General features: G+C 65.9%; 6 protein-coding genes. 4 read left to right on the top strand and 2 right to left on the bottom strand.

What is annotated here, in order from left to right:
* The first annotated feature begins 543 nt into the window (after positions 1–543).
* The 3 genes from ABZ824_RS33075 to ABZ824_RS33065 are packed head-to-tail and all read left to right on the top strand — an operon-like array spanning position 544 to position 2761.
* A complete protein-coding gene (locus ABZ824_RS33075) occupies positions 544–1437 on the top strand; it encodes a helix-turn-helix transcriptional regulator (RefSeq protein WP_356968005.1) in 894 nt (297 codons plus the stop codon).
* A gap of 36 nt (positions 1438–1473) precedes the next feature.
* Positions 1474–2298, top strand: a complete 825-nt coding sequence (locus ABZ824_RS33070) for an SAM-dependent methyltransferase (protein ID WP_356968003.1) — start codon at positions 1474–1476, stop codon at positions 2296–2298.
* 58 nt (positions 2299–2356) lie between these two features.
* Positions 2357–2761 carry a hypothetical protein gene (locus tag ABZ824_RS33065; protein WP_356968001.1) on the top strand — a complete coding sequence of 135 codons (405 nt, stop codon included), beginning with the start codon at positions 2357–2359 and terminating at the stop codon, positions 2759–2761.
* Positions 2762–3195: 434 nt separating this feature from the next.
* Here ABZ824_RS33065 and ABZ824_RS33060 read toward each other — a convergent pair whose 3' ends face one another.
* Complete coding sequence (locus ABZ824_RS33060; protein WP_356967999.1) at positions 3196–4158, bottom strand: hypothetical protein; 963 nt, start codon at positions 4156–4158, stop codon at positions 3196–3198.
* A gap of 233 nt (positions 4159–4391) precedes the next feature.
* Between ABZ824_RS33060 and ABZ824_RS33055 the strand changes: the two genes are divergently transcribed.
* The gene (locus tag ABZ824_RS33055) at positions 4392–6194 is read left to right on the top strand and encodes an IS481 family transposase (RefSeq protein WP_356967996.1); all 1803 of its coding nucleotides are present in this window, start codon (positions 4392–4394) and stop codon (positions 6192–6194) included.
* Positions 6195–6684: 490 nt separating this feature from the next.
* On the opposite strand, the gene mobF is transcribed toward ABZ824_RS33055, so the two are convergent.
* Positions 6685–12747: a MobF family relaxase gene (gene mobF, locus ABZ824_RS33050; protein WP_356967994.1), complete on the bottom strand. Its 6063-nt coding sequence runs from the start codon at positions 12745–12747 to the stop codon at positions 6685–6687.
* Positions 12748–12819: the final 72 nt, after the last annotated feature.

The following is a 12819-nucleotide window of genomic DNA, read 5'->3' as shown; positions in this document are numbered from 1 at the left end:
GCACGGCATCGGTGGCGGGTCGCGCGCGTGCAGATCTCTGGTCGTGGTCAGGGACAGGTGCGCCGATTGCCACCAGTAGACGTCGATACGGTGCGCTCGGGGTCCGGACGTCGCCGTCTTCCCACCGGGCGACATGACGCTCGGAACACGCGACGTTGACACGCTCGCCCCTGGCGCGCGCGTTGATGAGCTCGGCGAAGTCCTTGCGACTGATCTGGAGGTGATCGAGCCGAAACGACCGCAGGCGTTCGCCCCAGGATCGGTCGCTCGCCTCAGCGCCGGCCGCGAACTCGGCGGTGGGATCGCGCAACATCGACGGCTCCACCGGCTACCCCTTACCTTCGGACACCACCTGCTGAACCCTGACGCCGCACGCGCCGGTTCGGCGTCCCACATCTCCCTCGCGCGTCGACGCCCAACCGAACATCGACTAACAGAGTGCTCTCTTGCCTCGGACAGATTATCTTTGCTGATAATCTAACCTGATAATCAGTGTTACGGGTGGAAAGAGTCCGATCGAGCTGTGGGATACGGTGGGAGTGCATGGCGAGGACCGCGAGGAAAGTGCTGCTCGGACGGGAAATCGATGACCTGCTGCGGCGGTCGCGTGTCACGCAGGCCGACGCCGGCCGGATCGTCGGTGTCGGCCAGTCGCGCATCGCCGCCGCGATCGCGGGAACCGGCAATCTCACCGCCGAAGCGCTGAAGAAGCTGGTCACCGAATTGGGGATCGGCGATGAGAACTATCTCCAGATCCTGCTCGACCTGCGCGAGGACAGCCATCGCCGCGGGTACTGGACCTCGGGGTACCGGCGTGCCTACATCGAGGACCTGCGACTGCTGGTCGATCTCGAAGCCGTGGCCGATCGCCTGCGCGAAACGGCCGCCGAGATCATCCCCGGGCTACTTCAGCATCCCGACTACATTCGCGCGCTGCACCAACCGTTCCAGCCCGACGACCACGATCCTGACGCCATCACCGTCGATGACTACGTCGAAGCACGAACCGCGCGCCAGCAGATCCTGTTCACACGCAACGCACCGGAGTTCCACGCGATCCTGTCCGAATCCTGCCTTCGCCGCACCTACGGCGGTGACCAGGTGATGGTCGACCAGATTAGCCATCTCATCGAAGTGTCGGCGCGGCCCAACATCCAGATTCAGGTCATGCCCTTCACCCACCAAGCCCCGGGCGCCGGTATGGAGGACCGCTACATTCTGGTCCGCGTTCCCTCACCCGGAGCGGCGGGCGATCTGGAGATGGCCGTGGTCGAAGCGCAAGGGGAAATACGCTACATCGACGACAAACCCGCGGTCGCCATCCGCGACAAGATCTTCAACCGCCTCACCATGACCGCCCTCAGCCCCGCTGATTCCCGGCAATTCATGCACCATCTGCTCCGCGGCCTGCGCAGCCGACCCACCGTCACGCGATAGCCGACCGCAGGACCACAACCGAACAGGAACCCGTCGATGTCCGAACCCGACTTCGAACCTCGCCATCTCGACACCGCCAAGCCGAGCTCGGCGCGCATCTATCTGCACATGATCACCGGCGAGGTCATCTACGAAGCCGACCTTCCCTTTATCGAACAGCTCTACACCGCGATACCCTTCTACCCCAAGTGGGCCCGACACAACCGCGCCTTCCTCGGCCGCGCCGTCCGGCACATGGTGGGCCACGGAATCCGGCAATTCCTCGACATCGGATCCGGACTACCCGCCGGTGGCAACACCCACGAAGTCGCCCGCGAACTCATCCCCGATCCCCGCGTCGTCTACGTTGACAACGACGAAGAGGCCATCAACCGCGCCCGCGAACTTCTCACTCAACACCAGCTTCTCGACACCACTGTCATGATCGACGCTGACCTGCGCCAACCGGCACGCATCCTCGAACACCCCGATACCCGCAGACTGCTCGACTTCACCCAACCCATCGGGCTGCTCCTGATATCCGTACTGCCCTGGATCACCGACGAAGACGGCCCCGCCGAACTCCTCGCAGATCTGCGCGACGCGATGCCACCCGGCAGCCACCTCGCGATGACCCATGTCTCCCTCGAAGACGCAGGACCCGAAATCAAGACCCAGGTCGCTGCCGGTGCGTCGGTGTTCGCCGACGCGAGTACCCCCGTCACTCTCCGAACCCGACAGCAGTTCGCGAACTTCTTCGACGGATGGACCCTCACCGAACCCGGAATCACCTACGCCACCGACTGGCACCCCGATACCCCCACCGACACCGAAGATGACGCACGCCCCTGCAACTTCGCCGCTACCGCCACCCTCTCGTAACGTGGACTGGTGCGAGAACCGGAAAACCCCCGGTCCCGCACGCTCGAAAGGAACGCCCATGCTGCCGACACCGACCGTAAGTCAATTCCGCAAGGCTGCCGCCAGCTCACCACAACAGGCATGCGTCATGATCTACCGAGACGCCACCCGCACCATCGTGTGGGACGACAAACTCGCCCACATTGGCGACCACGAAGTCCCCCTCGACCAGTGCCTGACCTTCGACCACGACCAATTCGAGGCGATCCAACACGCGATCCGAACAGGCGAGCCGGTGCGTCACGCGCTCACGATCACCCGAACAAGCGGCAACGGCTACGTTTTCAGCGCTGCCGAAGGGCATGCGGGAAGCGCCGGAACGGCCAGACTGTACTTCGACCACAACGAATACCGCGCTTTCATCACAGGCGTGCGAAATCGCGAGTTCGAACGCGGGGTCTACTCCGTAGCAGCCCTTTTATAGGGTCTCGAAACTCGTGTCGGAATCTTAGAACGTTTGGCGGTGCCGTGGCGGATCCGCCACGGTTCTGAGATTCCGCACCGTCGGTGGCAGATTGACATCCTCGGCTGCTGGGGTGGTCCTAGCAACCTTCGCCGACTGCCTGGCCGTTCGTCGGCATTCCTTCTTACGATCGGCTCGAAGCATGGCGGTCCGGCTGCCTCTATGCCGATGAGCCGGTAACAGGAGGCAAAGCGGGACCAGCCTCGCTTCGCCTCGGATTCCACGGCACATGCCTCGTTGAGTCTCAGCCAGCACTGTCGCCGCCTCACTGTTCGGGACTGGCCAGGAGCCAGGAGCGAGCGGCATACACCCTCATGGCTGCCCATTCAAGGCTGAAGCAGTACTGTAGAGCCCCTCTTGAACGGAGTGCGGGCCTCCGATCGCGGCCCCACGCGCTACCGCCACTGCACCTTCGAAGTCTCCGGTGCCAGCCGGTCGAAGATTGAGAAGTCGAGGCCTCTAACCCAGTCCTGGATTTCCACGCCATACCCCTCGTACAAGAAGTAGGCCGCCGAGATCCAGAAGTTGTACTGGATTCGCCCCGGCTGCTTCCACAGGGTGGTGAAGGCATAATCGATTGTTCCCGCATCCTCGTCCGCCGATACCTCGACGACATTTCGCGCCTGCAACTCGTGCAGGCCCATGTCGAACAACCTGGAGCTGACGACGCGGTTCTTAACGTTCTGCAGCGGTAGATACGGGCCGAAGTCTGATGGGTCGCCAAAGTCGCACGTGTGGTCCAATTCGTTGCGGCACTCAAGCAGCCACAGCTGAAGCAGCTGCGAAAGAGTATCGAGCGCGAGCTGCGAGAGTCGTTGCAAATCTGCCCGGGCACCGGTTAGGGCATCGACGAATCTCGGCGCAGCGTCCTCCTCGTCGTCGAGCCCGAGGGACTCCAGCAACCCTGCGGCGGTAACAGCGGCCTTCGCTGGTCGAAGTCCTGTGTCGATGGCGCCGGTAGCGGTCTGGATACCTGACTGATCTTGTGCGATCGCGGCGGTGACTGCCTCAGTGACCTTCGCTTCGTGCTTCTCCTTCATGGCGCGTAGCCGCTCCACCGAGAATTTTGCCTCACCCGTATCCGGCGCATCGACCTCGCGACCGTGGGTCGCGCACATGAGGATCAAGTTGCTGACGGCGGCCCTTTCCTCGGCTGTCATCGGGCTGGCCCCGCGTGGCCCGTCTTCTTCGGCGCCGACGATGTGCGCGACGGTGCCGATCCAGCCGCCGGTCGGAGACGTCAGCGGCAGCCCGCAGTCGGTCATTGCGCAGCGGCCACCGGACTTGAACATCAGTTCGCGCATAGCCTGCGTCTTGATCGTCAAACGGGTCTTGCCCTTGCCGCTAGCCTTCGCCATACAGATGATGTTGTCAGACCGATCACCGACAAGACGTTGGCTCGTCGAGACCTAGTTGTGCTATCTCGTAGGCGGTTACGCACCGCTTATCGAGTGAACGAACAGGCACGGCCCTGCTTCCTGTCTGTAAAGTCCCAGGACTTGCTTGACGCCGGTGTCTCGGGTGTTGGTTGACGGTCGCGGGAGATTTCTTACGGTTCAACCACATTCGTGACGGATCTGCGTCATCGTGTATGGCCGTGGTCGAGACGCAGGATGAACGTGTTGGAGTCGCTGACGGCGACTGGATGGTGGAGCACCGGTTCCGGGCCGTGGTGGAAGTGCTGGATGGATCGCCGGTCGCTGAGGTCGCCCGCCGGTATGGGACGTCGCGGCAGTCGGTGCATGCCTGGTTGCGGCGGTTCCGGGAAGGCGGCCGGGAGGGGTTGAAGGATCGGTCGCGGCGGCCTCACACTTCGCCGTCGCGTGTTCCGGTCGACGTGGAAATCGCGATTTGCCAGCTGCGGCAGACGTATCCGAAATGGGGTGCGCGCCGGATCGCCCATGAGCTGGCAGCCCGCGGAGTCTCGGACCCACCGGGCCGGTCGACGGTGCACCGGATCCTGGTGCGTAATGGCCTGGTCGACCGCCAGGTGCAGATCCACCGCCGCGTCTATAAGCGGTGGCAGCGTGATGCGCCGATGCAGTTGTGGCAGATGGACATCATGGGCGGGGTGTTCCTCGCCGACGGGCGCGAGTGCAAACTGGTCACCGGAATCGACGACTGCTCACGTTTCATCGTGATCGCGACGGTGCTGGTGCAGCCGTCCGGACGGGCGGTATGCCAGGCATTCATCGACGCGATGCGCCGCGTCGGCGTCCCGTCCGAGGTCCTGACCGACAACGGCAAGCAGTTCACCGGCCGCTACTCCAAACCGCTTCCGACCGAGGTCATGTTCGAGCGGGTATGCCGCGAGAACGGCATCTTCCAGCGTCTGACCAAACCCCGATCCCCAACCACGACGGGCAAGATCGAACGATTCCACAAGACGCTGCGCCGCGAAATGCTCGACCATTCCGGACCGTTCGCCGATCCTGCCGCCGCGCAAGCGGCAATCGACGCCTGGGTTCACGCCTATAACCACACCCGGCCCCACCAGTCCCTCGAGATGGCCACCCCCGCTCAAGTCTTCCGCCCGCATGCTCTGCCGGCCGCCGCTGCCCGGGGCTCGGTCGCGCCCCCGGTCGAACCGGCCGCGGAAACGGTGGAGGCCATGCGGTTGCCGATGCTCCCTCCGCCGGGCTCGTCCGAGGACAACGTTCCGCTGCAGGCCGTGGAATTCGAGGCCGTGATCCGCCCCAGTCGACACGTCACGTTGCCGCGGAACCGAAGCCTGAAGTTCAGCCCAACCCTGGTCGGACGCACCGTCACCGCGTGGGTTTCGCACCACTCTGTCCACGTCCTGCTCGACGGACAACTGATCCGGACCCGGGCGATGAGCTTCACCGACGCCGATCTGCAACACCTGATCATGCGCGGCGGCCGGATCGGCGGGCCCGAACCTCGCGGCGGCATCAGCGCCGATCGGCCGCTGGCGCCCACGGCCGTCGTCGAGGTAGACCGCAAAGCCAGCAAGGACGGCGTGGTTTCCCTCGGCACCTCACCGGTCGCCCTCGGACCGGAACTGATTGGCAAGCACGTCACCCTGCGCTTCGACGGCGGCATGATGTATGTCATCCACGCAGGACTGCTGGTCAAGACCCTGCCCGCCCCGATCCCGCACGAACGACGTTCGAAACTCACCGGCGCCCGAACATCCACGACACCCCTACCTCCACCTCCCTCACGGCCCCGCCAGGCCGTTCGCCGGATCGGCGCCGACGGAACATTCCAGGTCGCCGGCCAGAAACTCCGGCCCGGAATCGCGCACGCCGGCAAGACCGTCACCGTGGTCATCGAGGAAACCTGCTTCCGCGTCCTCGACGGAGAAGTCGAGATCTCCACCCACCCCCGCAAAGGCGGACAGGTCACCCGCTACATCGCCGGATCCCGCTGACGTCAACCATCACCTGGAACCGTCAAATATCTCCCGAGACACCGTCAACCATGTCCCAGGAACGGACCGTCAAGCATCTCTCCGGACCTCACACGCGGGGAGACCCAACTGGCCATTGACAGCTTCCATCGCCGCCGAGGCGGGTCGCAGCCGTATAGCGCACTGTCATGCCGCTTGTCGAGTGATCAGCCGGCGGAGGTGGTGCGGTTCGCGGCGCTATGTCGTGACGACGGACGAAGCATGAGGAAATGCCACCGAATTGAGACTGGCAACGCCCGCCACGACGTGAGACAAGCTGGAAATGGTCAGGTCAGTCAGATGGTGGTCCGCCACGGATTTCGAGAACCTACACCTTTGTAGACCTTCGATCCTGTTCGCCTGTCGAGCGGTGCCGCTCGTTATCGTCGCAGAACCACGACCGTGTTGCCGGATGCCGGAGGGAAGCTGTCCGAAACAACTACGGGCAGAACCACCCGTCCGAAAGCCGATCTCAGACTCCGATGTCGGGCTCCGGCGAGTCGCTGAGATCGGGCTGGTCCAGTCCTGTGTGGTCAAGTGGGGCGTGGAGCTCGTCGGTGAGGCGTAATGCGTGTTCGCGATGTGTCTGGGCCGCGGTGAGATCGGCTCGGCGGTGTTGCTCGGTGCGGATGCGGTCGATCTCGCTGCGGGTGTCGGCGGCTAACTGGGCGGCGGTCGCGTCGGCGGTGGCTTGCTGGCGACCGGGGTGGCTGTTCCGGGTCGTGATGTCGTCGGGGCTCGTGTTCAAGACGTCGTCCCATTTGTCGGGTGTTCCGGCGCGGTTGACCGCGTCGCGGTGGACTTCTCGAGCGTCGCTGCGGGCGCGGGTGTGGGCGCGTTCGTGGTCGGCTTGCTGGCGGATGAGTTCGTTGATGCGGGTACGCAGGACATGGCGCACGTGGCGTTTGTGGGTGGGGGTGGTGTCGAGGCGTTGGCGGTGGGTCGCGAGCTCGGAACGGGTGGCGTGCAGTGCGCGAGTCGCTTCGTCTAGACGGTGTTTGGCATCGAGTGCTGCGAGGATCGCGGTTTGTGCGTCGCGGTGGCGCAGGAGCAGCTCATCGATATTGACGCTGTCGGATTGTTCGGGCGATGCCGGCGCGTAGGCGGCGGCGTAGGTGTCGGTGAGCGTGAGCTGCTGGTACAGATCGGTCAACCGGTCCGCGAGTTGAGCGTCGGTGAGCGCGAACAGCGGATCGGTGATCGGGGGCTGGTGCTCGACTTCGCCGCTCGGCGCGGGGTGAGTGCGGATCCAGGCTTCGATCTGGGCGCGTCGTCCGGGGTCGGTGGCGGCTTTCCAGTCTCGGCGCAGGATGGCGTGCACGGCGGGAAGGGGTTTGGCGGCCGCGAGGTGGTCGGCGCGCGCAGTCATGTGCTGGGCGGGGTCGTGATCGGGGATCCCGGGTTCGCCGTTGTCGCGGCATTCTCCGCAGAGTCCGTCGTCGGAGCGCCGCGGCGGCACCGGTGTCGCGTCGCGCGGGCGGCGTTCGATGCTGCACGCGACGCATTCCAGGCCGCGGGCGCGATGGGTGGCGGCTTTGTCGTAGTCGAGTGAGTACGCGGCGGGGGTGGGATCTTTGGCTTCGTCGCGGCGGTAGCTGCGCCCGGCGAGGTCGGCTTCGCGAGGCGTCGGGGTTGCTTGCCGTGGTAGCGGTGGCAGGTGGGAGTCGGGGAGTGCGGGGTCGTCGGTGAGACCACGGACCTCGTGCGCATCAGGACGCGCCCAGGGTTGATCGTCGATTCCGGCGCGGGTGTCGTGGTAGTCCTGCTCGTGTCGGCGGGCACGGACCTGCGGGTCGGGCAGCGGGTCGCGGACGAGGTCACGGTCGTGTTGGGTGAGGTGGTCACGAGGCGCTTGGTGACGGCGTGCGCGATCGAAGACCGGTGATGGCGGTTTCCGGTCGGGTCGGTCGTCGTGAACACCGGGATCGGTGGCCGGGGTGCAGGCGTCGATGAGTGCCCGATGTTGGGGAAATTGCTGCCCGGCGTGGCGTAGGCGAGCGGTGGCGACGGGGAAGGCGTAGCGGTAGAGAGTGTCGGTGACCGCGCTGATCACCCAACGCTGCTCGTCGGTGAGCTGGTTCTCGAACTGCCGGAAACGGTGCACCGCCGCACGGATTCGGCCTTCGCGATACAGCTGCGCGATGGCAGCGAGCTCCGGATCGAAACCGGAGGCGACGAGGTTCGCCGGAGTGGACGACACCGGTACCGGTGCGGGTGCGGTTTTTTCGTGTTGGCTGTCGGGCGGTTCGATATCGGGTGGATGCTCGCGGGCGGTCGGTGCGGGGGATTGGGTGGTGGTGTTTTCGCTCATGGGTGCTGTGGTTTCGGTGTGTGGGGTGGTGGGTGTGTGGTGTAGGAGTGCGTCGATGCGCCAGGCGAGAGCGGCGGCGATCTGGTCGGGGCGCAGGCCGGTGCCGTCGTCAGGGGTGGCGGCAAGCAGCAGCTCGTGCGCGGTCGCAAGGATTTGGTGAGGTGTCCATGACGTGCGGCTGGCGCGGTCGACCGCGGCCACGACCCGAGGCCAGGCCGGGTCGTCGACGACCCGGTCGGCGGTGTCGGCGCCGAGGACGTCGGTGAGGTCGGTGAGCCAGTCCGGGCGCAGGTTGTGGTCACGGGCGTCGAGTGCAGAGGCGTCGAGTTCCAGGCGCGCCCACAGTGCGGCGGCGGGCATCTCATCCGGTAGTGGTCGTAGGGCGGCGGCGGTGTGGAGTCGTTCGGTTATGTCGATGCCTGCGCGGGCGGCGAGGTCGATGCGTTCGGCGATCGCGGGCCAATACGGGTCGGCGAGAATTCGCGGCTCGATTCCGTGCACGGTCTCGGCCCACCGATTGACCGGGCGTGCCGGGTCGCCGAGCGCGGTTTCGACGCGATGGTCGAGGACGTCTTGGTGGTCGCGTTCACGCACGGGGTAGCGGCGCGGACCGGTCGGGCGGATATCGGTGTCGTCGGAGTGCAAGCTCGCCCGCCAGACCGCCAGCTCGGCCAACAATGCGGGGTCGGTGCCGAGCAGTGGACGCGCCCAGACGGGCGCGGTCAGCGGTGTCCATTGCGTGGTCGCGGCCCGGATCTGTGCGGCGAGTTCGGCCAGAACACGCGCGCGAGCGTCAACCTGGGTGGTGCTGGTATCGAGTCCGGGTGGTATCGCGGGTGTCCACGGGAACGGCCCCGTCCCGGTGGAGTGCGCACCACTCGGGTCCAGACGCCAGTCCAGGACCGCGGCGGGGTCGCCGGCGGTGTCGAGTTCGCGCTCATCGATCGCGTCGCGTAAGGCGTTCACGGGATCGGTGCCGCTGACGGCGAGGGTGGCGAGGTGTTGGCGCAGAGTCGGGTAAGCGGGACTGCCGGTGAGCCCGGGATGCAGTCGTTCAGCGGCGGCATCGAGGCGTGTGAGGGCGGGCTCGCCGAGGGTGTGTTCGGCGGCCAGGCCGAGGACATCGACGTAGATGTCGAGCGCGCGACCGATGCGCCGGTGCGGATCGAGCGCGTCACGCAGCTGGGTATGCGCCGACTTCTGCGCGCCGTCACGGCCCAGAACCCGCACCAGGTTCTCGACCGCGGTGTGCGGGAATACCGCGTCCTCGCTGTAGAAGGAGCCTTCCTCGCCGCTGAGCGCGGAAGGAATGTAGGCGTGGTTGGCGTGGGTGCCGCGGGTCATCGCGACGTAGAACTGCTGTCGGGTTTCGCTGCCGGTGAGCGCGACATGACAGGCGGCGGTGGTGATTCCTTGCGCGGAATCGATCGTCGCCGCGTACCCGAGACGCACATTGTGTGCGACGTAGTCGGCCGGTAACCGCACATGCGCGCCGGTGTCACTGTGGTGTCGGGCGGTGACACTGCCATCAGGGTGGACAGCTTCGACGGTCCACGCGTAGCCGTTGCGCACCCAATCCCGTGCACTGAAGCGCAGTTTCGGCGCGTTCTGGAGGGTGCGGATCGTGTCGCCGACCGAGGCGGCGGTGCCGTCGGCGAGCGCCACTTCGGGGCCGTCGAGGCCGCCCTCGCGGGCGATTCTGTCGGCGCGGGCGCGTTCGTTGAGCGCGGTGACGGTGTCGTGGTTGGCGGCCAACATGATCGCGCTACGCCCCGCCGCGTGGTCGGCTGCCCAGGCGGTGTAGGCGTCGTCGTGGGTCGAGCCGGTGTGTCCGCCGTGGATTCGGCCGTTGTCCAGATACCAGCCCAGCGCGGCGGGATCGCCCTCGCGCAGCATCAAACTCGCCGACGCCTCGGCCGTGGAGGCAAACCGCACGACGTGGGTGAGCGTGAGCGAAGACTCCGGTGCCGCAGCGGTCATGTCGGCATCGACGCCACCAGCCTCGATCGCGGCAAGCTGGCGATCATCGCCCAGGCAGCGGATCGTCGCACCGCGATCGGCGAGGAATTGGAGCAGTTTCAGGCGTTTGAGGGTGCCGATCTTGACGTGTTCGTCGACGACCACGAGCGTGTCGGTATTGATGTCGAGGACCCACTGCGGCAGCGGCGGCGGATGCTCACCCTCGCGAACCTCGTGTCGGCCGGGGGTGTGGAGGTCGATGACGGTGAGGAGTTTGTCGACGGTCTCGCAGCGCGCGCCGATGGATTCGCCGAGAACCGCGGCGGCGTTGGCGGTGGGCGCGAGCCCGAGCACCGTCCCACCACTGCGTGTCCAGGCGGTGGTCAGCACGGCCATGCCAGTGGTCTTGCCGGTGCCGGCGGGCGCGTTGGCGGTGTGCACGCGCAGCCCGGAGCTGGCGAATCCTTCGATCACGCTGCGCTGCCCGGCATTCAACCGTCGATCCGGATTCGCGGTGTCGTAGTCACCAATCGCCGCGGCTACCACCGCGGACTCCAGCACGCGGGCGCCGGGCTCCACCGATAGTGCGATGAGTGCGTCCTCGGCGGCCAGGATTCGGGTGGACGTGTAGATCCGGGCGCCGGCCGGGGTGTAGACGCTGGAGAAGTCGCGGCGCGCCAGGGACTTGGGGACTGTGGCGAGTTCGGGCTCGTCGGCGATATCGGGATCGCCCATCGGTATCGACCGCGCCGGATCCAGCGCCGCATCCAGCACGGCCCCGCTGACCCGCTCCCACTGGTCACTGGTGATTCTGCCGCGGATCTGGCGTTCGACCTCGGCGCGCACGTTCGCCGAACGCCAGGTCGAACGCTGCTCCGCGACGGTCTCGAGAACCCGATCCGCTGTCCGCGCGATCCACTCCCGCGTCACGTTGACCCGCGGCGAGCGCACCGGATTCAGCGCCGCCGACACCATCGCCGCGACCGCGCCCCGGCCGCCGAGCAGCGCGACAGCCTCCTCGCGCCAACTGCGCCGTTGCTGCGCGAACGACCGCAACAGGTGTTTCGCGGGCCGGGTTTCCAGGGTCGCTTGTTGGGCCAGATCACGGATCTCGATCGGGGTCGGCTCGCGACCGTGAGCCTGTTGGAACACCGCAGCCAGCTCACCGACGCGGGCCCGGATCGCGGTTTCGCGCCGCGACCACGCCTCGAGCAACCGCAGTGGAATTCCGACGATCTCGCGGATCGGGCGCTTGCCCGGGTCGGTCCCGGCCCGCTCGCCGAACTCCACACCCACCAGCCGTTCGCAATGATGCTCGAGGCGGGTGTTGTAGATCTCGCTGACCGTGACCACCACCCGGTACAGTGCGGCGCCGTCCAGGGTCCGCCAGCGGCCGTCCGGGGTGCGGCAACGGTTGGCGATCAAAACGTGTGTGTGCAGATCAGGGTCACCGGCACGTGAATCCCTGTGAAAAAAGCACGCGGCGACGATGCCCTCGACGTCGACCTGTCGGACGCCGTTGCGACCCAGTCGGGTGTAGATGCCGTGGCGCTCCAACCACCGCAATGCATCCGCCACCGCGGCGCGGTGGGCGGCCTCGACCTTCGCCGACACCGACAGCGGCGCCACCGCCCACAGCGCCGACACCGACTTCACCGGAGAAAAAGTTATGTCGAAACCGGCGACCGCGGTCGATGGTGGGCGTGAGTTTTTCGCGATCCATCCCGACAACTCACGTGCGTTCAGTGGTGGCCGTTGGTACTCGTCGGTGAACATATCGAACGCGACATGCGTGCGGATTCGCCTGCGATCCGACTCCGAAAGTGGAGCGCCGGCCGGTCTCTCGTGCGCGATATTGTGTGCGGCATACGCTCGCCCGCACCGTTTACGAAAATCGGAATTCGGTGCGTAAACGCGAAATGGATTACCCAAACGCGACGCTTTATCGGCCGCGTCGCTGGCCTGTTTCGGTGTCGAACCGGCCGCGGACGCGCGGTAGAAGACGGTTTCTTCGATCAGTTCGGCGTCGGGATGGCGGCCCAGTCCGAACAGGGACTTCATCTGCGACTCGGTCACTTCCGCGCCCGCATCGATGCCGAGAGAGGTCAACCCGCTACCGCTCCACACGCCAGGAGACTCGCCGTGGGCGGAGTAATAATCGGACAGCGGGGATCGGCCGCGGGAGTTGATATCGTTCGCGGCTATATTTCGCAGGTAATACTGGTAGCCATTGCCTGCGACGACTTTATGGATCGTCGCGGTCATAAATCCATCGAGCGCCCCGGCTCGACGAAAGTCGAGCGACCCAGGTTATGCAGATTTCGGCTGTTTACGAAA

The organism is Nocardia sp. NPDC047038, assembly GCF_040644075.1.
GTDB lineage: Bacteria > Actinomycetota > Actinomycetes > Mycobacteriales > Mycobacteriaceae > Nocardia > Nocardia sichangensis.
The sequence above is the reverse complement of the archived record's forward strand: the minus strand, read 5'-3'. Positions and strand labels throughout refer to the sequence as shown.